Here is a 25176-nt window from a genome sequence, read left to right as displayed (position 1 = left end):
GGCCCGGCCGAAGTGATTTGGCCCCCCAGGAGTTGCCGCCCGGTTCCCCAGGATACGCCGCTTCCCTTCATCCCTGCCCCCTATTTATAAAAACTACACAAAAAAACACCCACAAAATAATATAAAACAGACAAAATGATGTGAAATAGAAAAAATGTCTTGATAGTTCAAGGTGGTTATGCTAAGATACACACATGGAATACCAGTGGAATACCAATGAAATATTAATTGTAGACACAGATGCATGGAGTAGGCCTGTCAGACAGGCAGAAGATTTAACGAGTGAGATGATATAGAAGGAGGTAAGAACAATGGGTAAGATGAGGGCGGTCGTTGCCAGGGGCGCCAATGAATATTCAATCGAGATGATGGATATTCCGCGGCCGGGATATGGAGAGGTACTGTGCAGAGTGCGTTCGGTAGCGATCTGCGGTTCTGATCCGGGATTATTCCACGGAAAATATGTGGAAAGAGGCTGGCCGCCGGCGTATCCTTTTATTTTCGGACATGAATGGGCCGGAGAAGTAGTGGAACTGGGTGAGGGGGTTGCGAATCTGAAGGTTGGGGACCGGGTGGCAGGCGAAGCACACAGCGGGTGCGGGATCTGTGAAAATTGCAGGCAGGGGTTTTATACTTTGTGTCTCAATTATGGAAAGAACGAAAGCGGTCACCGGCACTATGGATTCACCTCGAATGGGGCTTACGCGGAATATGGAGTATTTACGGAAAAATCCTGTGAAGTGATGCCGGATAAGGTCAGCTTTGATGAAGCTACCATGTGTGATACCGGAGGTGTGGCACTCCAGAGTCTGCGCATGGCCAATGTGGCGTCCTGTGAGACGGTAGTGATCTATGGACCGGGCCCGATCGGAAACCTGGCCATGCAGATCGCCAGGACAAAAGGCGCGGCTGCGATCATGGTCGGCAGAGGACACCGGCTTGAGATCGCTAAGAAAAGCGGTGCGGATTTTGTGGTAAATTATGAAGCATGTGATCCGGTGGAAGAAGTGCGTAAAATCACGAACGGACGGGGAGCGGACGCGGCGATTGAGGCGGCCGGCACACAGACATCGGTACATAATGCCATAAAAAGCGTCAGGAAAAACGGAAGAGTTTCGCTGATCGCGCTGACAAAAGAAAAAGATATCTATGTTCCGGTGAATGACATCGTCTGTGATCAGATCCGGGTGAATGGTTCCAGGGCAAATCCCAATGTGTCAAAGGAAGTTTTGCGGCTTTTGGAGCAGGGCAAGATCGATACAAAACACTTGATTACGCATACCTTTGATTTGGAAGAGATCCGGCATGCAATCGAGATCTTTGAAAACCGTATGGATGGGGCAATGAAGGTAGTGATACATCCGTAAAAAACATAGGTTCCGGCGTTCTCTTTGCAAAAGGCAGCTCAGCATTTAGAGAGGGTAGTTCCCGTAAGGGAATATCAGCAGTTACTATATAAGGTAAAAATGAAGGAGGATTTGAAATGATGAAGAAAAACATTCGAAGTGCGGCAGCAGCGGTAGCTGTAGTTATGACCATGATCCTGGCGGGATGCGGTAAAGCGGACGATAGTGCCGAGCCGGCGGCCGCCAGCGCAGCGCCGGAGGCCACTAAGGAAGCAGCAGCCCCGGAAGAAACCGCTGCACAGACCTCTGCGGCAGAAGGTGAGACTGACCAGGACCTGGTCGGAAAGCGTGCCGTGCTGTTGGTTAAGAAATTAAGCAGCAGCTACTGGACGGAACTGGAGGCCGCTGCCAAAGAAAAATGTGAAGAATATGGCTGGACCATGGAAACTCTCTGTCCGGTAACCGCGGACAGCAATGAAGAACAGATTCAGCTGCTGGAACAGTCTCTTTTAGACCCGCCGGATGTTTATCTTCTGGCGCCTGCAGATTCTGAGGGAATTACCCCGGCGATCGAGAAGATCAATGAAGCAGGGGTCCCGATTATTAACCTGGCGACTAAGATTACCGGAGAAGGCTTGGAATATGTTACTTTTGTTGGAGTGGAGTATTATGATATTGCCACCAGCGCTGCACAAGCTTTAGTAGAACTGCTGGATGGAAAAGGCAGCGTGCTTATTCTGGAAGGAACGACAGGTTCCCAGACCAGTACGGATATCAAAGCCGGCGCCGATGACGTATTTGCCAAAAACAGCGGTATCACGGTACTGGACAGCCAGCCTGCTAATTACCAGCGCCAGGAAGCTCTGACGGTAACCCAGAACTTGCTGCAGAAATATCCTGAAGTGGACGCGATCTTTGCTTCCAACGGAGAGATGGCTTTGGGCGCTGCGGAAGCGGTTCGCCAGGCCGGCAGGGATGGAATCAGGATCTGTGCACTGAACTGTTCCGAAGAGTTGGTACAGGCCATCGCAGATGGGAAAATCGCGTTTACCGCGGACGATGTATCCTGGAAGATGGGTGAACAGGCAGCCGTGGCAGCCATGGATTATTTTAAAGGCGTAACCATGGAAAAAGAGAGAATGCAGGATGCGGTCATCGTAAACGAGGATAACCTGAGTGAATATAAAGCAAAATACGGAATTCAGTAATAGATGAATTTATGGCGCCGCTTTAGCGCCGCTGGAGGAAAGTATGCAAAATGAGATATTACTGGAAATGAAGAATATTCGCAAAGAATTTCCGGGGGTTGTCGCGGTAAATGATGTATCCATGGATATCCGTAAGGGTGAGGTACATATTATCATAGGTGAGAACGGGGCCGGAAAATCCACTCTGGTTAAAATGATGGCCGGTCTTTATAAAATCGACGGCGGTGAAATGATCCTGGAAGGACAGGAATATAAGCCGGCAAATGTTCTGGACGCACAGCGGCACGGGGTCAATATTATCCATCAGGAGCTGAGCATGATGCAAAACCGCACGGTGGCGCAGAATGTGTTCGTGGGAAGAGAACCGGTCAAAGGTCCTCTTCGGATGGTGGACAATAAAGAAATGAACCGGCAGTGCAGGGAGCTGCTGGAAGGACTTGGTATAGGAATCAAACCGACTGCCATGGTGAAGGACTTAAGTATCGCACAGCAGCAGATGGTGGAGGTGGCGAAGGCCATTTCCACCGAGAATAAACTTCTGATCATGGATGAGCCCACATCCAGCCTGACCCAGAAAGAGATCGACAACCTGTTCCGCATTACAAGGCAGCTGAAAGCACAGGGTACCAGTATCATCTATATCTCCCACCGGATGCAGGAGCTGATGGAGATCGGAGACCGGATTACGGTAATGCGTGACGGATGCTATGTGGGGACCAGGGATGCGGATGACATCGAGATGAGGGAATTGATCACCATGATGGTGGGCCGGACCATTGAGAATGTGTACAACCGCACGTACAATGAACCCGGGAGAGAGATGCTGCGCACAGAGAAGCTGACCGGTTTGCGGTTCCGGAATGTGGATATCCATGTCTGTCAGGGTGAAATCGTCGGTTTCGCGGGACTGGTGGGAGCGGGAAGGACGGAGCTTGTGAAAGCAATCTTCGGCTTCGATCAGGCCGAGAGCGGTAAGGTTTTTCTGGAAGGAAACGAAATCAAACTGTCGAATCACAATTGCAACCGGGCTGTCCAAAAAGGGATGGCAATGATCTCCGAGGACCGTAAAACAGAAGGCCTGTTCATCAACATGTCGATCAAAGACAATATCGTCCAGGCCTGTATGTTTGATAAGTTCAGGAATGGAATCGTGAAAAACGATGTGGTCAAAGAGACAGCCGAGAAGGGCGTAAAGGAATTAAAAGTAGCTACCACTTCCATAGAAAAGAAGGTTTTCAATCTGTCAGGCGGAAACCAGCAGAAGGTTGTCATTGCCAAATGGCTGGCCACCAACAGTAAACTGTTTATTTTCGATGAACCAACCCGGGGGATAGACGTGGGCGCCAAATCGGAGATCTACGGTATCATGAATGAACTGGCGAAGAACGGAGCTGCCGTGATTATGATCGCCTCCGACCTGCTGGAGCTTCTGGGGCTTGCGGACCGGGTCTATGTCATGAAAGACGGGGAGATTTCGGGTGAAGTAAGCCACGAGGAAAATGTATTTACGCAGGAATATATCTTAAGTCTTGGAATCGAAGGTGGAATAGCGGTGGAACAACAATCGTCACCCACACCGGGAGCCGGGCCGCAGGACTGCGGAAAAGGAGGAGAGCATGCAGCAGGTTAAACAGAAATTAAAAAATGTCCCCGGACTGATGTGGGGAGTCCTGGTGATTATCCTGGTCTTTATCTTCTTTGCAAAGGGCTTTACAAAATATCAAAATATCCTGAATATATTGAGCAATACCGCGATCCTGCTGATCATCTCCTGCGGTATGACGATGGCAATCCTGTCAAAAGAGATCGATATCTCCATCGGCGGAGTGATGTCTTTCGCGGGCCTTGGCGGAGCGCTTTTTATCACCCGTTTTGAGAACCCGGGTATACCCGAAATTATCCTGACTTTTTTAATCGGAACCGGTATCGGTCTGTGTTTCGGATTATTTAACGGTATTCTGATTGGAAAATATAAATATAATTACTGGCTGATTACTTTTGCCACCATGAGTATCGGATATGGAGCGGCGCAGGTGATCAATGGCGGAAACGTGGTATCCGGCTTCCCAAAAGCGTTCCGGAATGTGGCAGATTCCAAGCTCCTGGGGATTCCCACCGTTGTCTGGGCAGCGCTTATGATTGTACTGATTATGCTCTTTATTACTTACAAAACCCGTTTTGGTATGCACATCTACGCGGTGGGCGATTCGGAGCAGTGCGCATCCCAGTCCGGAATCAATGTAAAGAAAACCAGGATACTGATCTACATGCTGGCCGGGATGCTTTCCGGCTTCGGCGGTGTGCTGTTGGTTGCAAAGACCAACTCAGCAGGACCTGTGGCAGCCAATGGATATGAATGGAATGCCATAGCAGCCACGATCATCGGCGGAACATCCTTCGAAGGCGGCAAAGGCGGGCTGGCGGGGACCATTGTAGGTGCGCTGGTCATGAGTATGATCATCAACGGCCTGCAGCTGATGGGCTTTTCCAACTATTGGCAGCAGGTATACAAAGGGGCTTTCATCCTACTGATTATTGTGGTGGACGTGATCAGCAGAAGAAAGAAAAAGAAAGCAGTACTTCGGAGGGTATATAAGTATGACTAATGCAAAATTCAGAAATTATTTCATGAAATATTCCCGGCTTCTGGTACTGATCCTTTTGGTTATATTCTTTTCAGCGGCGACGAAAACTTTCTGGGGTCCCGGCAACTGGGGAAATGTGTCCAATATTGTATTACAGCAGGCGCCCTTTACCATCCTGCTGGCGATCTGTATGACATTGGTAATCGTATTAAAAGGCTTTGATCTTTCGATTGGTTCTGCGGTGGCCCTGATCTCCTGTGCCGCGGGTATCGTGCTCAGCAAAACATATAATCCCTGGCTTGCGATTTTGACAGCCCTGGTTCTGGGGGCTGTGATCGGAATCATCAATGGTATTCTGGTGGCCTATGTGGAAGTGCCGACTTTCATCGTGACGTTTTCCATGCAGTGGATCCTTAGGGGGATCGCGATGGTATTACTGGGCGGCAGGCAGATCTACGACTTCGGTCCCACGTTCCGGAATATTTTCACCAGTTCCAGATATACGTTCCTGCTTCTCATGGCAGTCATAGCGATTCTGATGGCTTTCCTGCTCTCTAAGACGGTTTTTGGCAGAGAAGTCTATGCGACCGGAACGAATCAGGATGCAGCCAGGATGAGCGGAATCCGGGTGAAGCGGGTCTATATTACAGCGTTTTTGCTCAATGGGCTGATCATCGCGTTTACTTCTGTGCTGTATATCGCGAATCTGGGTACGGCGGAACCGATTATCGGGGAAAATTTTCCGATGACTGCCATAGCGGCCACACTGGTAGGAGGGACTGCTGTCTCCGGCGGATCCGGAAAAGTTTCCAATGCGGTAATCGGAAGTCTGATCATGCTGGTTCTTACCAATGGCATGATCCATCTGGGAGTGCCCAGCGAATGGCAGCAGGTGATGATTGGGGCGATCATCGTCTTGTCGGTGACGGCGGAACGCGGTATGCAGAAGATTTCCGTTGAAACCGTGTAGAGGTAAGGCAGCTACCGGCTTGAAACACAAAGAAGCGGAGCGAATCTGGCGCTAATGAAAAAGTTAGAAGCCATGTTTTTATCGGATAATAACTGCAGCCGCTAACGAATCATGAAAAGATGTATCTGTATAAGAACTAAATGATAAGGAAAGGACAGGAGGAGATCGATATGGCTAGAATAGGATGGATAGGAATAGGGAATATGGGAAGCCGTATGTCCAGACGCCTTTTAGAGGCAGGACATGAGCTTACCGTATGTGATAAAATAAAAGAAAACGCCGGGGAGTTGATCGCGGACGGAGCTGCATTTGCGGAAAATCCTTCCGAACTGTGTGACAAAGCGGACTATATATTTTCCATGATACCGAACGCAACGATTCTAAAGGAGATTATGACCGGAGAAAAAGGGGTGTTAAAAACCGTCAGGCCCGGTACGATACTGATCGATATGAGCACCATTGATCCGGGTTCCTCTGCGGAGGTTAATAAAATGATCGAACCCACCGGAGCAAAATTTTTGCGGGCCACGGTTACGGGAAGCGTAGCCTATGCCGCCGAAGGAACCCTTGGGATTATGGCGTCCGGAGACCGGGATGTGTATGAGCAAACCCTTCCTATGCTGAAAATATTGGGTAACCGCCAGAGGTATCTGGGGGATCAGGAACAATCCAGATTTATGAAAATCTGTATTAATATGATGCTCGGTACGACGATGCAGATGCTGGCCGAATCGCTGGTTATGGGGGAAAAAGCCGGAATCGACTGGGAGACCATGGTGGAATGTATCTGTGACAGCGCAGCCGCGGCAAATATCGTGAAGGCTAAGGAGCAGGCGCTGAAACAGCGGGATTTTACCGCTATGGCCACCTCGGTGATGATGGAAAAAGACATGAACATTGCGATGGAACTGGCCAGGGAGTATGAGCTGGCATTGCCGGCTGCGGCTGTGTCCAGGCAGTATTACGCGGCTATGAGGGCCCATGATATGGGACAGATCGACTATAGCGGACTGATTTTGCTGAATGAGAAGATTTGCGGAATGGATAAATGACGATAGGGGCGGGGACTTTGGGATAACATACTAAGTTGCTTCTTTTCGGTACGCAGAGGGGGCCAGACCCGTATATTTTTTAAACACTTTTGAAAAGTAAAAAACATCTTTGTAGCCGATGGAATAAGAAATTTCTTTTAGAGTCAGACGCGTGTGTAATAATAAGTCTTTGGCTTTCGCCATTCTTATGGTAAGCAAGGAATGACCGGGGGATACTCCGGTTCTTTCTTTGAATATTTTCGAAAAATAGGTCCTCTCTAAGCCGACGGAATCAGCGATATCTGAGGCGGAAATCCCACGATCGTAATTGTATTTTATAAAGTTTACCGCCTGCTCTACATAATCCTCACGGTGAGTGATCTTTGGGCCGGCGATGCAGGAAAAAAATTGGTGCAGGCAGCCGATGCATAAGATTTTGTCAGCTAACGTATCTTTTGTGGACAGTCTGATGATATCATCTAATATTTCTTCCGTTTTTATGAAATCATGAACGGGATAGACCGGCAATGCGGGGGTAATCCCGAGTGAATATATATAGGAATCCACGAGCTTTCCATAAACACCGATCCATTTAATGGACCAGGGGATATGCCTGTCGGCAATATAATGTATTTTTTGATGAGGAAACATAACCAGCAGCTGCTGAGAATAAAGCGGCAGTTCTTTCCCGTTTTGGTATAATATGCCTTTCCCGTGTTTAATGTATCCGATCAGATAATGATCCCGCACAGCAGGTCCGTAGCTGTGACTGTACGTGTTTTTTCGATACCCACAGTAATACATGTTCAGTTCCTGCGGAAGAGAAAAATTGAAAGTGTTTTCAAAATAATCATTCATTCTGTACTCCTGTATTCTCTGTTGATATAGACGCGGGGTGATGATTGAGAACAATCCTTTATATCTATGATAAACAGTGTAACATATTAAACAACAATAATCCATAAAACAGAATCTTTTTTACATGGTTTTTTCATACAGATGGATTACACTGAAAGTATCATAAAAAATGATACGAAGGTGCGAGGTGCAGCTATGAGAAATAATGATTCAACCGTATGGAAAAAACGAGGCAGCCGACAGGCACTGCTGCGGAATGCTCTGCTGAAATCAATGGGATACACACAGGAAGACATTGATCGGCCGATTGTTGGTATTCTGAACACATGGGCGGAGACGAATCCGGGACATGTTCATTTCCGGCAATTGTCGGAAGCGGTAAAAAGGGGAGTTTGGGCAGCAGGAGGTTTCCCGCTGGAAATGAATACCATGTCCATATGTGAGGTGTTTTTCGATGTTTCCAGTTTGATTTATCGGAACCTGCTGTCTATGACAACAGAAGAATTGATCTGCCGTCAGCCCTTTGACGGGGTCGTTTTAATTGGCGGATGTGATAAGAACGTTCCGGCTCAGTTGATGGCCGCTGTTTCCGCCAATAAACCAACGATATTTTTACCGGGCGGAGCCATGCTGCCCGGGAAATTTAAAGGGGAAACCCTTGCCTGCGGTACCGACAGCTTTGTGTTGTGGAATAAATATACCTCCGGGGAGATGACGCTGTCCGAGGTTTCTAATTATGAAGGGTGTTTGTATGGAAGTGCAGGAGCCTGTCCGATCATGGGCACGGCGAATACATGTCAGACCTTAACGGAAGCTCTGGGGATCGCATTGCCCCACAGCGCCTCCTGTCTGGCTGTTTCTTCGGAAAAACTAAGAATCAGTGAACAGACCGGAAGGCAGATTGTGAAACTGATTGAGAAGGATGTCAGATGCCTGGATATTATAACGAAAGATTCCATAGAGAATGCTATCCGGGTACTGATGGCGGTAGGTGGTTCGACAAATCTGATCATCCATCTAAAGGCTATTGCCAGGAGGGCCGGTATCCCGCTGGATCTGATGGAATTCGAATGTATTAGCCGGGAAACTCCTGTTCTGGTAAATATAAAGCCCCACGGGACGAATACGGTGGGACTTGGTTTTCATGACGCCGGCGGTGTTCAGGCACTGATGAAGGAGCTGCAAGAGAGACTCCACTTAGACGGTATGACGGTCACAGGACATACAGTGGGTGAAAATCTGGAGAAGGCGGATGATCCATATCTGCCGGATGTGATAAGACCTTTGGATCAACCTGTTATAGAAAGGGGAGGTATCGCGGTGTTAAAGGGAAATCTGGCGCCTGATGGAGCTGTGATCAAGCGCAGCGCGGCCAGCAGCCACCTGCTGAAGCACCGGGGCGAAGCGAGGGTTTTTGATTCTCTGGAAGAATGCGAGGCTTACCTTCTGGATGATGATTCGGATATGGACGAGAATAAAGTAATCATACTCCGGGGATATGGGCCAAAAGGGGCGCCGGGGATGCCTGAATTCGGTAACTATCTGCCGATTCCGCCAAAACTTTCCCGCATAGGGATCAGAGATTATGTACGGATTACGGACGCGCGAATGAGCGGGGGAGCGTTCGGCACAGTCGTATTGCATGTGGCCCCGGAAGCCGCTTTGGGCGGACCTCTGGCAGCAGTGGAAGATGGCGATATGATTGTTCTGGATGTGGACCGGAATCGGTTGGAGCTTGAAGTACCCGATCATGTATTGCAGCAGAGATTGCAAAAAATTTCACAAAAGCAGCATCCGGACATAGAGAGAGGCTTTCTGCGTAACTTTATAGATCACGTTCTTCAGGCCAACGAAGGATGTGATATGGATTATATGTAAAGAGGAGACGGTTGAAAAAACTATGAAAGAAATCAAAGGGATTTGTCCAATCATTGCCACACCCTTTACACCTATGGGGGAAGTGGACATTGAGAGCTTGAAAAACCTGGTACGGACCTTAATTCTGGGAGGGTGCCATGGAGTGACTCTGTTTGGCATCGCAGGGGAGTATTACAAATTGACGGATGAAGAACGGCAGAACATGGCCGGGATTACGACTCAGGTATGCAGGGAACATAACGGGGCCGCTATACTGTCCGTGACCGATCATGCGACCGAGGCAGCCATAAAGACAGCAGTGAGATATGAGCAGCTCGGTGCAGACTGTCTGATGCTTCTGCCCCCCTTTTTCCTGAAACCAGGTGAGCAGGCCCTGTATGATCACATAAAAGCCGTAGCGGAAGCTGTGGATATTCCGATTATGGTCCAATATGCACCTGCACAGACGGGGGTTACAATTCCGGTAGAGACATTTGTGAAACTGGCTGACGAGTGTACAAATATAAAATATTTTAAAATAGAGTGCAAGCCGCCGGGGGCCTACATTACCAGGATGCTGGAAAAGACGAAGGGACGTGCGGGTGTCTTCGTGGGAAATGCGGGATTTCAGCTGATAGAGGCAATTGATCGGGGGGCGGTGGGCTGTATGCCAGGATGTTCGATGTATGATGTTTATCTGAAAATTTATCAGGAGTATAGGCAGGGTAACAGGGAACAGGCCATCCAACGGCACGGACGTCTGCTAGGTATACTGAATCATATACGGCAGAATGAAGAACAGATCGTTGCCTTTGAGAAGCGGATTCTAAGGCTAAGGGGCATCATAAAATCAGACTATTGCAGACACCCGACATTTGTGTCCGATCCATATTATGATAAGCTGTTCGGACATTTCTATAATCAGATGGCGGAAGAATACATGTGGAATGGATATGAGTGATATAATGTGTATTCCATGTCCTGATATACAGCTGGGAGAGAGTCCTGTATGGTCCTATGAGGAAAATTGTTTATATTTTATCGATATAACGGGAAAGAGATCCTGCCGGATCGACTGGAGCACGAAGGAATTGTACAGCACCCCATTGCCCAAAATACCGGGCTGCCTTGTTCTGACAGATAAAAATACACTCTTGTATGGTTTAGAAGACGGTATTTATGATGAAAAGCTGATACGGCACTGCAGTCGGGATCCGGCATCTGGAAAGCGTTTTAACGATGGAAAAGCGGGACCGGATGGGAAATTATACGTGGGAACCATAAGCGGGGAAAGAAAAGGATTCCTCTATCGGATGGAAGGGGAATTGAAGCCCGTCATTCAAAACGTGGGGGTATCCAATGGCCTGGATTGGTCATTGGATGAGAAAACAATGTATTATTGTGATACGGCGTCGGGGACTGTCAGTGCATACTATTTTCCCGAGATGAGGTATAAAAAATTGATTCTCAGAGTTGACAGCGGCAGAGGCAGGCCCGACGGACTTTGTGTTGATGTGCAGGGTATGATCTGGCTGGCTGTATGGGGAATTGGGCAGGTATGGCGTATTCATCCGGAAGAGGGGAAAGTCATGAGGATCTGGCAGTTCCCGGCGCGCAATATAACCTGTCCGGTGTTTGGAGGGAAGAATATGCAGGAACTGATCGTAACCAGTGCTCGTGTACAGCAGGAAAAAATGCAGGGAAATAATGAGGCGGATAAAGGACGAGATAAGGGTGGCAGTATATTTACCGTCATACCCGGCATATGCGGGCGCAGGGCTTATCGCGTAACAGGCCGCAGTAAATGCGGCTGCACTGGAGGTAAATGATGAACTATACGGTATTTGCGGAACAAAAAGAAATACCCATCTATGAAACAAATGTATATCCAGCCCCTTACAATGAACGCATACCCCAGGAATATACCATTTTTTCTATAAAGGGAAGGATAACGGTACGGATTTTGTCAGAAAAAGTGATCCGGGAGGTTTGTATCCGTCCGATCAGCGCGGGAATAGAGTTTGCTTTTACGGAACATGAGATTATTTTTACTCTGGACAGACCTTTGAATCTGTCAGTAGAGATAAACGAATGCGCGGATAATAACCTGTTGATTTTTACAACGCCGAAGTCCCGGGGTTACGACCTCAGTGTATATCAGAAGGTACTGCGCTATCCAAGGGGAATCCATGAAGTGGGCAAAAAGGTTATCCGTGGGAACCATGTGGCGGTAATATTTGAGGAAGGGGCCTATGTACATGGTAAGTTCGAATTCAATAATTGTACGGACTTGCTGGTATGTGGAAATGGGATCATCAGCGGTGAAAAATATGAATCAGATGAATACCGGATCGGGATGGATTTCCTGGGATGCCAGGATGTGACGGTGCAGGATGTGACATTGGTGGACGGAAGATTCTGGTGCATGAGGGTGTTTGGATGCGACAGGGTGAACATAGACCATGTAAAAGTAATCGGTCAACGGCTAAACACAGACGGCTGTGATATCTGCGGGTCAAGAGACGTAACGGTAGAGAATTTTTTTGCAAGGGTCTGGGATGACGGACTGGTTGTAAAAGGAATGGATGATTCAGACAAAAAGAATATTCATGTTGTATTCCCGAATTCGACGTCAAAGATGGACGAAGCCTTTGAAAAGCTGGGGGATGTGGAGCATATCCGCTTTAAAAACTGCGTATTGTGGAATGATACGGCAAGGCCTATGGAGATCGGAGTATCACTCAGGTCAGACCGGGTTCATAATGTTGTTTTTGAAGACGTGGACGTGATTCATTCAACTACGGGATATCCGGTTATGGGAATCCATCACGGCGACCGGGCTGAAGTATCGGATATCACATTCCAGAATATCCGGGTTGAGGATATTCCTTGCGCTCAGCTGTTTGATATCCGAATGACGGATTCGGTATGGAGTACCGATAGGAGAAAAGGGCACATCAGGGATATCTATTTTAAAAATATAGATCTGATTGGAAAGCCGGGCCTTTCCATGCTGCCGGGACCGTCAAGAATTGAAGGATTCGATAGAGATCACCAGGTCAGCAATATTGTTTTTGAGAATATAAGGCTGTTGGGAAAATATGCGGTAAATCTAAAGGAATGTGATATCAATTGCACAAAGTTCGTTGAGAACGTGAAAGTGATCTTAAATGCCGCACCCGAAGAAGTTAAGCGGGTCAGCCATGTGGAGGCAAAACTTAAGATTTCCCCGTTTCTATGGGAATCCGCCGACGGCAGTCTGCCGGGAAAAGGGGGAAGATACGAAGGACATGTGGAGATGACACTTAAAAATGTTTCGAAAGAAACCGCGGAAGGGGAAACGTGGCTTCAGGTCTCTCCGGCCAACAGCGTAAGGAAGCAGGAGAGGATCCGCTATCATCTGTCTCCGGGTGAAAGCTTGCGCAAAGGATTTGACATAGAGCTGATGCCGGGAAAATATTTTCTGAAGGCGCAGGCACGGGAACCTGGATTTGTCAGCGATTGGAAATATCTGGTCCTTGCCCTTCCTCTGTCAGAAACGGAAAATATAGATGAGATGCCCAGCTATGAAATCTATAATTATTATGGAAACCGGAGTGAACCGGTGCAGATCGGTATCTGTCAGAATCATCTGGTTATAAAGTCAAAGCTGCTTCGTTCTGCGGATATGACCCTATATACTGCGCTGCCGGTTCCCGTAAAGCAGCAGGAGATATTATTTTCTGTGGAAGAAACCGATTTTGGTGAGGCACAAGCGGTGATTCAGGGAGAGGACGGACCGGAACTGGCGCCCCAGATCGGGAATCCGCAGGAGATTACATATGTATTTGAGAACGAGCCGAAGGTAAAAAAAATAGTACAAAATAAATTTAAAAAGGTGGAGTCCGGAATAGGGCGAATCTCATTTTCGGATTTGGGTCTGCCGGATAAAACGGAACATTTTTGGATGGAGTTACAGGCGGATACGGATGATACTACAAAATACAGGTATCCATTTACTTTGTTCCATTCGGTGAACCCGCAAAACGATGCCCATATGTTTGCTCATGTGCGGATGATACAGGCGGAAAGGGAGGCCGGATTATGAGTGGAGGAACTGCAATGGTTACCGGTGCGGGTACCGGGATAGGAAAAGCGATTGCTATTGCACTGGCAAAAAATGGTTATGATATAGTGATCAGTTATTACTCCAATGAACCGGGCGCGATACAAACATGCCAGGATATCAGGAAAATGGGGAGGCAGGCCTTTGCGGTAAGAGCGGATCTGTCGGAAATATCAGGAATCAAACAGCTTTTCCGGGAGAGCAGAACATACTTTGATCATCTGGATGTGTTTGTGAATAATTCGGGAATTACAAAGAAAAGCAGGTTTCTGGAAACTTCGGAGGAAATGATAGATGCTCTGTATCGTCTGGATTTGAAAGGAGCTTTTTTCTGCATCCAGCACGCTGCAAACTGGATGATACAGGCAGGAATACCCGGGAGTATCGTGGTGATATCCTCCAACAATCATAAAGCGCATTTCCCGCAGGCATCCGCCTATGGGATTATGAAAGCGGCATTGACAAAACTGACGGAACATGCTGCAATGGAATTGGCCCGGTATAAGATCAGGGTCAATACCATAGCGCCTGGCTGGACAGATACCGGGGCCGCTAGACTGGGTGATAAAGAGAGTACCTATTATAAAATTCCTCTGAAGAGATGGTGCCATCCTGAAGAAATCGGAGAAGCCGCGGTATTCCTTTCCTCCGAAGCGGCACAGTCAATAACAGGAGCAACGTTAATTATGGATGGGGGAGCTGTTCTGCTGTCAGATAAGCCGGAAACATATGAGTAAAAGATAGCGGTTTACAGGCAAAAGAATGCAGAGAAAACGCCCCCGGTCCGGAAGGGGGCTGTCTGATGAAAAAGAGATGGCAGTATATTTCACTAAAAAATAAAATATTTTTTCTGACCACGTTACTCGCTCTGATGATCCTGGTGATTTTTGCAGGGATCTGCAGTGTGTCCGTAAGAAAATCTATGCTTTCCATGTCCAGGGATTACTATATAAAAGCATTGGGGCTGATTGAGAAGAATATTGATACGACGATTAGGGCCATTGAGGATTATTCCCGGATTATCGCATCGGACTATCGAATGCAGGAAAAGCTTTCTGAGTATGTGAATGCCGAATCGGAAAAAGATAAGTTGGTAGTGAATTATAGTATTTTCAGAGAACTGGCGGAAATAGGCAGTAATGTGATAACGCCGACCACACAGATTTCCGGGATGGCGGTCAGCGTGGAAGGAAAGATCGTCTATTCCGGCTATGATATCAATCCGGAAGCGGTATACGATATTTTAAGCAGCATACATCTTGAAGCTGCCTATGAGCGGCAGGTGCCGGTGTGGGTGGATTTGGCGCCGCTTACGTTCAGTGATTATTATCACACCAGGCAAAATGTATTTTCCGTTTCAAAATTAATCCGGGAAAAAAATTCGGGACAGGCATTGGGGGTTGTGTCCTTTTTTATAAATGAGACTAATTTTTCCGATGCCTATATGGAGAATGTCCCGGGAGAGGCGGAAGATTTTTATATTGTCAACACGGGCAATCAGATCATTTCTTCACAGGACAAAGAGAACCTGTATCAGAATATTCATACAGTATTGGGACTGAGCGAAAAAAAATTCCGGGAGCTGGAAGAAAAGGGAAGCACGATTATTCAGGAGCAGAGAATTCCGGTTTTATATATGATGGATACCTATGAGAAAAACGGATGGAGAATCATCAGCGTCCACGCGATGAATGAGCTTGTGCTTGAGGAGCATAGGATCATTTTTTTCGTGGGTTTCGTTTTCTTGTTCGTTGTTTTTTCGGTCTTTATCCTCTCTCGCTGGATATCCATTACGGTTACGAAACCGATTTATACCCTGCTGCATACCATTGATCAGATCGATGATCGTCATATGGATCTCAGGGCCAATGTTAACGCCACTGGAGAGATTCAGATACTGATTACGGCTTTTAACGATTTGATGGATAAGCTGGATGCCTCTGTCAGGCAGATCTGCCAGGAACAGCAGTTAAAAAGGCAGCTGGAACTGAATTTACTGCAGTCCCAAATAAAACCGCATTTTCTGTATAATACCATGGAGATGATAGGATCCTTTATAAAACTGGATATGAAAGAGTATGCGCTGCTAAGCGTACAACATCTGTCCGGATTTTACCGAATGTCCTTGAGCAACGGTAATGAGATCATAACCCTGGGAGAAGAGATGACGATCATTGAGAATTATCTGAGCCTTCAAAAGCTGCGTTATACGGAATATATAGATTTCCGCATGGAAATGGACCCGGGTCTTTGTGCTTACAAAGTACCAAAGCTTTTTATGCAGCCGCTGGTTGAGAATGCTATATATCATGGTCTAAAACCATGCGGGCATAAGGGTGTGATCACGGTGACAGGTTACGAAGAGCAGGAGTGGATGTGCATCAGAATTCATGATAATGGGGTAGGGATACCTGCGGGAGAGCTTGGACAAATTTTGCAGGATCTGGATAAAAATACAAAGAGCTATGGCCTGAGGAATGTGTATATGCGGCTGAAGTTTTTTTACGGGAAAAATTGCGGATTTCGGATTGAGAGCAAGGAAGAGGAATACACGCAGGTATGTATCCATATTCCCAAAATACTACAGACAGAGGAGGCTTAAGCATGAGAGTTCTGTTAGTGGACGATGAATATTACTTTCGACAGGCGATGAAATGTACGTTCCCATGGGAAAAATATAATCTCACGATCTGCGGTGAAGCCAAAAATGGTCAGGAAGCGTTGAAACAGATCCAATATCAGGATCCGGATATCCTGATCGTGGACATCAATATGCCCAAAATGGATGGCCTGCAGTTCCTGGAAGCTGCAATGCAGATCAATCCTCATATGAAGTTCATCATCGTATCCGGTTACAGTGAGTTTGAGTATGCAAAAAAGGCAATCGAGCTGGGAGTCACTAATTATATCCTGAAACCGGTAAAAAATGAGGAACTGGAAAAAGCGGTCCGCAGCATACTGGATCAGAGAGAGGATGAAGAAGAACAAAGCAGGCATATGGAAAATATGAAGTTATATATCGATGAAAACCAACCGGCGCTGCGGGAAAAACTGTTTTGGGAATTATTAAATGGCAGTTTGAATCCGGAAGAAGAATATACCAAAGCACGAATGAAAAAAATGAGACTCCCGCTATTTGAAAACAGATACCGAATCGTTTTGATGGAGGATTATAAAACAGGTGAGATCAAAATGAACCGGGCCTGCCGGACGCAGGCCTGTGAGGAAGTTTATCGGATCCTATTCAGGACACTGAGTGAAGAGTGTGAACTGTGTCAGTGCAAGGACGAGCGGGGAAGAATGTGTGTTGCCATATGTGATAGAACAGGGAATCCTGTACCGCCAAACTATGGGAAAGCATGGGAACGTGTGATTATTCCCATGCTGAAGGAAAGACACGACATCGTATACGGAGTCTGCAGAATATGTGATACATGTAAGGAGCTGCCGCGGGCTTACAGGGAAAGTGATTACGAGCTTCGCAGGAGCTATGTGACGAATGGGTCATGGAGTGAGGAGGATCAGCAGCAGGAACCGGACGCCTCCGGTTATCAGGTGCAGATGGCGACCTATCTGAATCTGCATGATTACAATAAGATTCAGGATACGTTAAAAGCCCGGTTTGACGAGATACGAAGCTGCCGGGAACCGGAAATGCTTCTGATGTTAACAGTGGAATTGCTTGCCCCCTGCATTCGATATTTAAAAAAATATAAAGAGCCGGCAAAGCCGGTCATTGAAAGATATTTTCAGCATATGTTCGATGACATGATGTTACTGCGGTCAGTGGAAGAGTATGAAGAGTATTGTCAGCAGATTTATTCCGAGGCAATTAAAGTGACCTTAGGGGTAAACAACATTCACATGTCCCGTCCGGTGGAACTGGCTATTCATTATATAGAACAGCATTACCGTGAACCGGATCTGACCATTGGCAGGCTGGCAAAAGAAATATATCTGAATCATACCTATCTTTGTTCCGTGTTCAAAAAAGAAACAGGACTTACACTTAACGATTATCTGTTAAAATACCGGTTGAAAAAAGCGGTGGGATTTATGAAAACAGGCCGCGTACTCGTACTGGAAGCTGCAGAAGAAGCCGGTTTTTCCAACGTAAATTATTTTGGCAAATGCTTTAAAAAGGAATTCGGCGTGACGCCTGGGCAATACCTGGGAAAGATAAAAAAAACCTGAAGATTTTACTCTTTCCCCTGAAACCTGTTCCTTTGTTTTAACGCTTGTGTTTGTATAATATAAGTATCTGATAATTATTAGATCCGGAGCAACACAAGTAAATGAAAGTAATCCATCAAAAGCAACGATTCATTCAGGGAGGGTTTTGTATGAGGAAAAAACTGGGAGCATTGTTCTTAATCGTATCACTGGCAGCGGGAAGTATTGGCTGCGGGAACCAGGGAGTCCCGGCGGATACCGATACGAAGGATAATACGAACAACGTATCGGCAGAGGAAACCAATACACCGCCGGCAGAACAGGCCGGTGGCAATGAGGAAAAAGTAAAACTGCGGGTTTTAAGTATCGGAAGTGATGAAACACAGCTGGATGTTATGGAAAATTTTATAAAAAAGAATATCACGGAAGAATATCCGAATCTGGAAGTGGAGTGGGAGACCGGTTCTGATTTATCAAATCTGGTGAAAACGTACAGCGCTACAGGAGATCTTCCCGATGTGTGGTACAGCGACGCCGCCTACGCCACAGGTGTCATCAACGCCGGTAACCAGCAAAACCTCTCGGACTACATACAAAAAGACGGGTTTATGGACCGGTTTGCCAATCAGGAGGCACTCCGATATTCTGACGGGGGGATCTATGCCTTATCTTCTGGGGCCGATACGTTTTACACGCCGGTCGTTTATTATAACAAAGAGATATTCGACCAATACGGGCTGGAGGAGCCGCAGACCTTTGAGGAATTAAAGCAGGTGTGCCAAAAGCTGATTGACGCAGGGATCGTACCCATGTCCGTACAGGGACAAAACGGGTGGACATTAAAAAACTTTGCGCTATTGACTCTGGTAATGAACGAAGATCCGGCGGTTGCAGAGGCTCTGCTTAAGAACAAGACGGATTTTACCGATCCGGTTGTTTTGGACGCGCTGAAAAAGTTTGAAGAACTGGTTCAGATGGGCGCATTTCCCGAGGGTGTTTCCAACATTGATTATGGAACCCAGTTATCCCTGTTTACCGAAGGCCAGACTGCGATGCTGTACACTATGTCCTGGGCCGCGGCAACTGTAGAGGAAGCTTTGGACGCAGGAATTTTTATGTGGCCTGCCTCCGGCGATAAGGTGAAGACCGGAGACGTTCTTCAGATATGGGGATCTCCGCTGAACGGCTGGGCGGTCAATGCTAAGAGCGAACAGCTTGCGTGGGCGGTCAAACTGGCAGAATACTGCTGTGAGCAGGAAGCGGCCCGGCATGCGCAGAACGGTTCTTCGCTAAATTTTCAGACTGGTATTGAGGGAGACATCACACTGGAAACGGAAAAGGAAAGAATGCAGATTTATAACCAGGCATCAAAGTATATACCCACGATCCATCAAAATGCGATGGATTCCGCCACAGTCGCTGAGTTTATGACCTATACGAATCTGATGTTTACCGGTTCATACAGCGCGGAACAATTTGTGGAAGATTTTAATCCTATCTGGAAATCCAATACCTGGTTTGAATAAACTTTTATATCTGTCTGCTTGTATGGGAACCCCACGCATGAAAGGTTGAGCAAAAAGATATGAGACATTATTTTAACAAAAGGGCGATATTTATATTTTCTGTTCCGGCATTGCTGCTATTCACCATATTTGCAATATATCCAATCATACCGGAAATACAGATCAGTTTCCAAAGCCACAACGGGATAGCGGCCGGCGGGTGGGTGGGCTTTAATAATTACAAAAATATCTTACAGTCCTCCTCCTTCTGGAGAGCCCATAAAAATACATACATAATAGTCCTTAGTTCATTGCTGATTGCGCTGCCGGTCTCCCTGCTGCTGGCCTTAATGCTGGATCGAACCTCGGACAGAGTTCGGAAAATTTTTAAATTCGGCGCCCTGTTTCCGGCGATTCTTTCAGTAACAGTGATTGGTAAGATGTGGGTGGCTGCTTTTGAACCTCAGTGGGGGCTTTTGAATAAAATACTGGAAATGCTTCACCTCGATCTGCTGATAAATAATTGGCTGTCCAATGAGAAGACAGCGATATGGTGTATAGCCTTTGCATTCCTGTGGCAATATGTGGGGTTGAACTGCATTCTGTTCTACGCGGGGATAAAGGCGATTCCGAAACAGTATTATGAAGCGGCTATGATAGACGGGGCAGGTTTTCTAAAGTCCAGCATAAAGATTACGATTCCTCTTTTGCAGGATATCGTCAAATATGTGGTGATTACTTCCACGTTGGGATCGATGGGGATGTATGCCCACATATTGATCATGACAAACGGGGGTCCTGGAGACGCCTCCAGATCAGTACTGTATCAAATGTACTACAAAGCCTTTCTTATGGGGCAATTCGGAGAAGGAAGCGCGATAGCTGTCCTGTTCATTATCCAGTGTATCATCATTTCCATATTGATTAACAGGACGATCGCAAAAGAAAAAATAGAATTCTAAGGGAGGAGGCAAAAGTAATTGAAAATTACGGTAAAAAGACTGATGTCAAAAGTAGTTCTGGTCGTTATCGGAATCAGTTTTTTGTATCCCTTGCTCTGGATGTTCCTATTATCTTTCAAATCCAAGACAGAGTTTTATGTGAATCCTTTTGGAATGCCAACCGAATGGGTGTTTACAAATTACGCGGAAGTGCTAAAACAGTTTCCGATTGTACGGTATTTTTTGAACAGTGTCATTTATACAATGGGTACCTGCGCTCTGACCTTGTTTCTGGGGAGCATGCTTGCCTATAGTGTGACCAGGATGAACTGGAGATACTCGAATAAAGTTTTATTCTATATGTCTGTGGGATTAGTGATACCGGTGCAGGTGGTTATGATACCTTTATATACGATTATATCCGGCATTGGCCTGAAAGGAACACCGCTGGCGTTGATTTTACCATATTCCGCATTCCAGCTGCCATCTACGGTGCTGATGCTGCACGCTTTTTTGCGAAGCCTTCCGGGTGAGTTGGAAGAGGCGGCGGCCATAGATGGATGCAACGTATATCAGGGATTTTTCCGGATCATGCTGCCGGTTATCCGACCGGCGGTGGTAACACGTGGAGTTTTTATCTTTATCAATATCTGGAATGAATTTTCTTTATCACAGGTGCTGGCAAATTCACCCAAATTAAGTCCGCTTCCGGTAGGGCTGCAGAGCTTTTTTTTAACGATCGGGGTTTCCAACTGGGGGCTTATAGGAGCGGCCATGATCCTGACCAGTATTCCATTAATTTTGATATATTGTTTTGGAAACAGACAGATCGAAAATGCGTTAACCGCAGGAGCAGTTTTAAAATGATTTATATAGCTTTGAGCATTTAGGTGCTGTTTTTAGCGACTTGTATACGTTATATGAAAGAAAGTTACACAAGGACAGGCTTGTCGGGAGGCACAAAAAATAACGGGCCACAAACGATTCGCAACCCGTTACTCATTCTTCCCAACAAGCTTGTTTTAATGCAAGGGGTATCATCTGGGCGACAGATTGTCCCTGCATTTTTTAACCTAATACAGATTCGGTGCAAACAATTTCAGATAATTGGCCTTGCAGATCCGGATATGCTCACCGATCTGGTACTCCGCATCCTGTGGATCATGATTTTCCAAAGCATCGACGATCTTAAGGTGATAGCAGTCCGCCTCGGACAACCCCGAGGGGACCGAATGAATCAGATATGTGATGCGCAGTATCTGAGGATATAAGGATTCGTAGCTTCCGATCAAAAACGTATTCCGCGAATAACGGATAAGATTCAGATGGAATTCCGTATCTGTTTCATAGAAAGTGTCCAGATCCCCCTCCTCGAGCTTCTGGGTCATGGTAGTGGCCAGTTCCCTCAGATTCTGAAGCTGCGCCGGAAGGATGTTCTGAGAACATAATTTGCCGGCCAGTTTTTCCAGATATTCACGCACATCATAGAGCTGTGCGATGTCTTCGTAGCGGACTTCGGATACGAAGCAGCCTTTGGTGGGTATGGAAGTAACCAGGTTCTCTGAGACAAGCTGCTGAATCGCCTCACGTATGGGTGTACGGCTGGCATCCAGCATGGTGCAGAGCTGACGCTCCACAAGAAGGGTGCCGGGAGGCAGTTCATTAGAAATAATTTGATTTTTAAGATATTCATACACGAGCTGTTTCTTAGATTTTTCTGCTGAAGCGTTCAGTGTTGTATTCAAGACCATAGAGTATCCCCCTGCTTTTTCTATAAATTCAAGCAGCATCCAGAATATCCCGGGTTCAGATGACAAAAACAGAATAAAAGGCCCGACATAGGCTGTATATTCGCGACATATTACTGGTATACCGTTGTGTTAATATTTTTGCATACTGTTTTCTCGTTGTCAACTGAAAAAGGAATAATGGGAGGTTTTCGGATAGTCTCAGGGGGGAGCCATCTTCCGCTAAATAAGGATGTACAAAAGAACGGAATGAAAGCATCAGTGAAAATAACAGTAAAATGAAAAAAATACTTGCATAATAAAAAGTTCTATGATAATATCAAAACATGGTATACCAATGGTATTCAATAAATATTCATATGATATTCGATAGGTATTCGCAAACAGAGATTTGAGATGGGAGGTGGAGTAAATTGGATTTATTTAGCCTTGAAGGAAAAAAGGCGATCGTAACCGGGGCCGGTTCCGGACTGGGATGCAGTATTGCCGTAGGGCTGGCACAGGCCAAAGCGGAGGTGGCGATCCTGGATGTGATGCCCGAGATCGGGCAGAAGGCCGAGGAGCTGTCACGGCAGGGCGGCAAATTTTACGGAATTCAGGCAGATCTTTTGAATCGTGAAAGTTTGAGGGCTGGATTTGAAACGGCAGCCGCTAAGCTGGGAGGAGTAGATATCCTGGTAAATAATGCGGGGATGCAGGTCCGCGGTGCGGCGGAGGATATCGGGATCAGCGCATGGGACCGGCTGATGGAGCTGAATGTGACCGCTGTATTTGAACTCAGTCAGATGGCTGCCAGGGTAATGAAAGCCGGCGGTGGAGGAAAAATAATCAATGTGGCGTCTATGTTAAGCTTTTTTGGAGGATACCGCTGTTCTCCGTATGCGGCTTCCAAAGGGGCGGTGGCTCAGCTGACCAAAGCATTTTCCAATGAATGGGCGGGAATGGGAATTCAGGTGAACGCCATAGCGCCGGGATATATGGACACCCCGCTGAACACGGCGATAATCAATGATCCAAAACGAAATGAGGAAATTACCCTGAGGATTCCGGCCCGCCGCTGGGGAAAACCGGAAGATCTAATCGGAACCGTTATTTTTCTGGCTTCACCGGCTTCGGATTATGTTACCGGAGCGGTGATTCCGATCGATGGGGGATATTTGGGAAGGTAGGGATTAGGATGGAGGAAAACAAAGTTTTACAGAGCTTGCTTCAGCAAAAGATCATAGCCATCGTCCGTGGAGTGACAAAAGAACAAATCCAAAAGACAGCGGAAGCAATAGTAAGCGGAGGTATTCCCTGTCTGGAAATTGCGATCGATCACTCAAGCCCGGAAAGCGTCCTACAAACCTATGAGATGATCCGGTGCCTGAAAGAAACTTTTGCAGAGGGGATCTGCCTGGGCGCAGGGACCGTGTTAAGCGGCCAGGAAGTTACAGCCTGTGTGGAGGCCGGAGCAGAATACATAATCTCACCCAATCAAAACCCGGATGTCATCCGAAAAACAAAGGAAGCGGGCAAAATCTCCATTCCCGGTGCGCTGACGCCCACAGAGATGGCAGAAGCGTGGGAAGCCGGCGCGGATATTGTCAAGCTGTTCCCTGCCGGAACGCTGGGGTTAGATTATATCAAAGCTGTCAGAGGACCGCTGAAGCATATTCCGGTATCCGCGGTTGGAGGAGTGACACCCTTGAATTGCCGCAGCTTTATCGAAGCCGGCTGCTGCAGTGTCGGGGTAGGCGGCAATCTTGTGGACCTGAAGAAAATAGAGCAGGGCGATTATGAAAGCCTGACCAAAACAGCACGAAGTTATGTCCGAAATTTACGGTAAACAATTTAAATGTTAAGAGGAGGATTTTACAATGAGCAAATGGCAATTACCTTATCCGCAGGAAGTAAAAGTGGCAGGTTATATGGATTCGGATGAACCGATCTACTTCCAGAACATGACGATGAAGCAGAGTGAAGAACGGCTGAAATCGAACGATGTATTGATTCTTCCGATCGGCTCCACAGAATGCCACGGCGCCCACGCATGCTACGGTGAGGATACGTTCCTGGTGACCAGAATGGCAGAGCAGGTGGCAAAAAAGACCGGCTGCACCGTTTCCCAGCCGATCTGGTTCGGTTCCCATCCCTATCATCACATGGGCATGCCCGGAACCGTACCAATCAACGAAAATACGTTCTGTGACTATATCGCCCAGATTCTGGCCGGTTTCTGGAATGCCGGATACCGCAAGGTGATCCTGTTAAACGGACATGGCCAGGAATATGTAATCCCCACCGCGATTCATCAGTTCGCAAGAAAATATCAGGTACCCGGAGTGTTTATGAATGTGAACTGGTATTATGCGATTCCCGAATATTTGCGGGTGGGAGATCCGAAATGTAAGTTTGAAACTCCGTTCAACCATGCGGATGAGCAGGAAACCTCCTTCTCACTGGCTTTGTTCCCGGAGATGATCCATATGGAGGATGCACCCAATACACAGCTTCATACCTTCTTACCTCCCGGACATATCGACAATGCCGGCAACATCTACGGGAGAGCTGTAAAATGGTACTGCCACGCGGGAGCGGGTACGATCGAAGTGATCGGCAATCCGGAAGGCGTGGTTGGCGCCGCTAAGCTGGCGACGGCGGAAAAAGCCATTCCGGCTACTGAAGCGCTGCTTGATTATCTGGAGAAACTGGTGAATGACGTGATTAACAAATGGCCGGCCGGAGAACTTCCTCCCTGCGATCAGGTGACGCAGAGATTCACGGATGAGACTCTGGAAGATCTGAAGAAGGGCCCGTTAAAGGGCGGAAAACATATCTACACGGTAGCTGATTATTAATATAGATAA

The 25176-nt window shown here is 46.9% G+C and carries 21 protein-coding genes; 19 read left to right on the top strand and 2 right to left on the bottom strand.

Translation table 11 applies throughout. The features are described 5' to 3' along the window. Positions 1-311: 311 nt before the first annotated feature. The 6 genes from KTH90_RS17505 to KTH90_RS17480 all read left to right on the top strand — a co-directional run bounded on the left by KTH90_RS17505 (position 312) and on the right by KTH90_RS17480 (position 7161). Positions 312-1367, top strand: coding sequence for a zinc-dependent alcohol dehydrogenase (locus tag KTH90_RS17505; protein ID WP_158355690.1), 1056 nt, complete (start codon positions 312-314; stop codon positions 1365-1367). A 116-nt stretch (positions 1368-1483) separates the two neighbouring features. Then, positions 1484-2554 carry a sugar ABC transporter substrate-binding protein gene (locus KTH90_RS17500; protein WP_158355691.1) on the top strand — a complete coding sequence of 357 codons (1071 nt, stop codon included), beginning with the start codon at positions 1484-1486 and terminating at the stop codon, positions 2552-2554. Positions 2555-2597: 43 nt separating this feature from the next. Then, positions 2598-4184: a sugar ABC transporter ATP-binding protein gene (locus KTH90_RS17495; RefSeq protein ID WP_158355692.1), complete on the top strand. Its 1587-nt coding sequence runs from the start codon at positions 2598-2600 to the stop codon at positions 4182-4184. Beyond that, positions 4171-5160: an ABC transporter permease gene (locus tag KTH90_RS17490; protein ID WP_158355693.1), complete on the top strand. Its 990-nt coding sequence runs from the start codon at positions 4171-4173 to the stop codon at positions 5158-5160. The genes KTH90_RS17495 and KTH90_RS17490 overlap by 14 nt, the downstream gene beginning before the upstream one ends. Further along, on the top strand, positions 5153-6109 hold the full coding sequence (locus KTH90_RS17485; RefSeq protein WP_158355694.1) for an ABC transporter permease: 957 nt from the start codon (positions 5153-5155) through the stop codon (positions 6107-6109). The genes KTH90_RS17490 and KTH90_RS17485 overlap by 8 nt, the downstream gene beginning before the upstream one ends. Before the next feature lie 170 nt (positions 6110-6279). Further along, complete coding sequence (locus tag KTH90_RS17480; RefSeq protein ID WP_238727140.1) at positions 6280-7161, top strand: NAD(P)-dependent oxidoreductase; 882 nt, start codon at positions 6280-6282, stop codon at positions 7159-7161. Between the two features lie 30 nt (positions 7162-7191). Here KTH90_RS17480 and KTH90_RS17475 read toward each other — a convergent pair whose 3' ends face one another. Next, positions 7192-7998, bottom strand: a complete 807-nt coding sequence (locus KTH90_RS17475) for a helix-turn-helix domain-containing protein (protein WP_238727139.1) — start codon at positions 7996-7998, stop codon at positions 7192-7194. 195 nt (positions 7999-8193) lie between these two features. Here KTH90_RS17475 and KTH90_RS17470 point away from each other — a divergent pair, with 195 nt between their 5' ends. The 10 genes from KTH90_RS17470 to KTH90_RS17425 all read left to right on the top strand — a co-directional run bounded on the left by KTH90_RS17470 (position 8194) and on the right by KTH90_RS17425 (position 21446). Continuing rightward, the gene (locus KTH90_RS17470) at positions 8194-9876 is read left to right on the top strand and encodes a dihydroxy-acid dehydratase (protein ID WP_238727138.1); all 1683 of its coding nucleotides are present in this window, start codon (positions 8194-8196) and stop codon (positions 9874-9876) included. Positions 9877-9898: 22 nt separating this feature from the next. Continuing rightward, entirely contained in the window at positions 9899-10816 is a 918-nt protein-coding gene (locus tag KTH90_RS17465; RefSeq protein ID WP_158355698.1) for a dihydrodipicolinate synthase family protein, read from the top strand. Next, the gene (locus tag KTH90_RS17460) at positions 10809-11684 is read left to right on the top strand and encodes an SMP-30/gluconolactonase/LRE family protein (RefSeq protein ID WP_238727137.1); all 876 of its coding nucleotides are present in this window, start codon (positions 10809-10811) and stop codon (positions 11682-11684) included. Before KTH90_RS17465 ends, KTH90_RS17460 begins: the two co-directional genes overlap by 8 nt. Continuing rightward, positions 11684-13942, top strand: coding sequence for a glycosyl hydrolase family 28 protein (locus tag KTH90_RS17455; protein WP_238727136.1), 2259 nt, complete (start codon positions 11684-11686; stop codon positions 13940-13942). Before KTH90_RS17460 ends, KTH90_RS17455 begins: the two co-directional genes overlap by 1 nt. Beyond that, positions 13939-14697, top strand: coding sequence for an SDR family NAD(P)-dependent oxidoreductase (locus KTH90_RS17450; RefSeq protein ID WP_158355701.1), 759 nt, complete (start codon positions 13939-13941; stop codon positions 14695-14697). The genes KTH90_RS17455 and KTH90_RS17450 overlap by 4 nt, the downstream gene beginning before the upstream one ends. A 65-nt stretch (positions 14698-14762) precedes the next feature. Next, entirely contained in the window at positions 14763-16562 is a 1800-nt protein-coding gene (locus KTH90_RS17445) for a cache domain-containing sensor histidine kinase (protein ID WP_158355702.1), read from the top strand. A gap of 2 nt (positions 16563-16564) precedes the next feature. Further along, a complete protein-coding gene (locus tag KTH90_RS17440; RefSeq protein WP_238727135.1) occupies positions 16565-18154 on the top strand; it encodes a response regulator transcription factor in 1590 nt (529 codons plus the stop codon). A 149-nt stretch (positions 18155-18303) separates the two neighbouring features. Beyond that, on the top strand, positions 18304-19659 hold the full coding sequence (locus KTH90_RS17435; RefSeq protein WP_238727134.1) for an ABC transporter substrate-binding protein: 1356 nt from the start codon (positions 18304-18306) through the stop codon (positions 19657-19659). Positions 19660-19718: 59 nt separating this feature from the next. Next, complete coding sequence (locus tag KTH90_RS17430) at positions 19719-20600, top strand: carbohydrate ABC transporter permease (RefSeq protein ID WP_158355705.1); 882 nt, start codon at positions 19719-19721, stop codon at positions 20598-20600. A gap of 18 nt (positions 20601-20618) precedes the next feature. Further along, positions 20619-21446: a carbohydrate ABC transporter permease gene (locus KTH90_RS17425; protein WP_238727133.1), complete on the top strand. Its 828-nt coding sequence runs from the start codon at positions 20619-20621 to the stop codon at positions 21444-21446. A gap of 206 nt (positions 21447-21652) precedes the next feature. Here KTH90_RS17425 and KTH90_RS17420 read toward each other — a convergent pair whose 3' ends face one another. Continuing rightward, positions 21653-22330 (bottom strand): GntR family transcriptional regulator, encoded by a 678-nt coding sequence (locus KTH90_RS17420; protein ID WP_238727132.1) that lies wholly within the window; start codon positions 22328-22330, stop codon positions 21653-21655. Between the two features lie 410 nt (positions 22331-22740). On the opposite strand from KTH90_RS17420, the gene KTH90_RS17415 reads away from it, so the two are divergent. From KTH90_RS17415 to iolN, 3 genes are read left to right on the top strand one after another with little or no spacing between them, the layout of a single operon-like run. Then, positions 22741-23496, top strand: a complete 756-nt coding sequence (locus KTH90_RS17415; protein ID WP_158355707.1) for an SDR family oxidoreductase — start codon at positions 22741-22743, stop codon at positions 23494-23496. 8 nt (positions 23497-23504) lie between these two features. Then, positions 23505-24155, top strand: coding sequence for a bifunctional 4-hydroxy-2-oxoglutarate aldolase/2-dehydro-3-deoxy-phosphogluconate aldolase (locus KTH90_RS17410; protein ID WP_158355708.1), 651 nt, complete (start codon positions 23505-23507; stop codon positions 24153-24155). A gap of 31 nt (positions 24156-24186) precedes the next feature. Continuing rightward, entirely contained in the window at positions 24187-25167 is a 981-nt protein-coding gene (gene iolN, locus KTH90_RS17405; RefSeq protein ID WP_158355709.1) for a 3-dehydro-scyllo-inosose hydrolase, read from the top strand. Positions 25168-25176 lie beyond the last annotated feature (9 nt).

Source organism: Diplocloster modestus (assembly GCF_019042245.1).
Lineage (GTDB): Bacteria > Bacillota > Clostridia > Lachnospirales > Lachnospiraceae > Diplocloster > Diplocloster modestus.
This window is presented reverse-complemented; position numbering and strand designations above follow the sequence as displayed.

What these genes read in the sequence shown, in the direction of transcription:
- KTH90_RS17505 (WP_158355690.1), top strand. Translation starts at nt 312, where the DNA reads ATGGGTAAGATGAGGGCGGTCGTTGCCAGGGGCGCCAATGAATATTCA.
- KTH90_RS17500 (WP_158355691.1), top strand. Translation starts at nt 1,484, where the DNA reads ATGATGAAGAAAAACATTCGAAGTGCGGCAGCAGCGGTAGCTGTAGTT.
- KTH90_RS17495 (WP_158355692.1), top strand. Translation starts at nt 2,598, where the DNA reads ATGCAAAATGAGATATTACTGGAAATGAAGAATATTCGCAAAGAATTT.
- KTH90_RS17490 (WP_158355693.1), top strand. Translation starts at nt 4,171, where the DNA reads ATGCAGCAGGTTAAACAGAAATTAAAAAATGTCCCCGGACTGATGTGG.
- KTH90_RS17485 (WP_158355694.1), top strand. Translation starts at nt 5,153, where the DNA reads ATGACTAATGCAAAATTCAGAAATTATTTCATGAAATATTCCCGGCTT.
- KTH90_RS17480 (WP_238727140.1), top strand. Translation starts at nt 6,280, where the DNA reads ATGGCTAGAATAGGATGGATAGGAATAGGGAATATGGGAAGCCGTATG.
- KTH90_RS17475 (WP_238727139.1), bottom strand. Translation starts at nt 7,998, where the DNA reads ATGAATGATTATTTTGAAAACACTTTCAATTTTTCTCTTCCGCAGGAA.
- KTH90_RS17470 (WP_238727138.1), top strand. Translation starts at nt 8,194, where the DNA reads ATGAGAAATAATGATTCAACCGTATGGAAAAAACGAGGCAGCCGACAG.
- KTH90_RS17465 (WP_158355698.1), top strand. Translation starts at nt 9,899, where the DNA reads ATGAAAGAAATCAAAGGGATTTGTCCAATCATTGCCACACCCTTTACA.
- KTH90_RS17460 (WP_238727137.1), top strand. Translation starts at nt 10,809, where the DNA reads ATGAGTGATATAATGTGTATTCCATGTCCTGATATACAGCTGGGAGAG.
- KTH90_RS17455 (WP_238727136.1), top strand. Translation starts at nt 11,684, where the DNA reads ATGAACTATACGGTATTTGCGGAACAAAAAGAAATACCCATCTATGAA.
- KTH90_RS17450 (WP_158355701.1), top strand. Translation starts at nt 13,939, where the DNA reads ATGAGTGGAGGAACTGCAATGGTTACCGGTGCGGGTACCGGGATAGGA.
- KTH90_RS17445 (WP_158355702.1), top strand. Translation starts at nt 14,763, where the DNA reads ATGAAAAAGAGATGGCAGTATATTTCACTAAAAAATAAAATATTTTTT.
- KTH90_RS17440 (WP_238727135.1), top strand. Translation starts at nt 16,565, where the DNA reads ATGAGAGTTCTGTTAGTGGACGATGAATATTACTTTCGACAGGCGATG.
- KTH90_RS17435 (WP_238727134.1), top strand. Translation starts at nt 18,304, where the DNA reads ATGAGGAAAAAACTGGGAGCATTGTTCTTAATCGTATCACTGGCAGCG.
- KTH90_RS17430 (WP_158355705.1), top strand. Translation starts at nt 19,719, where the DNA reads ATGAGACATTATTTTAACAAAAGGGCGATATTTATATTTTCTGTTCCG.
- KTH90_RS17420 (WP_238727132.1), bottom strand. Translation starts at nt 22,330, where the DNA reads ATGGTCTTGAATACAACACTGAACGCTTCAGCAGAAAAATCTAAGAAA.
- KTH90_RS17410 (WP_158355708.1), top strand. Translation starts at nt 23,505, where the DNA reads ATGGAGGAAAACAAAGTTTTACAGAGCTTGCTTCAGCAAAAGATCATA.
- iolN (WP_158355709.1), top strand. Translation starts at nt 24,187, where the DNA reads ATGAGCAAATGGCAATTACCTTATCCGCAGGAAGTAAAAGTGGCAGGT.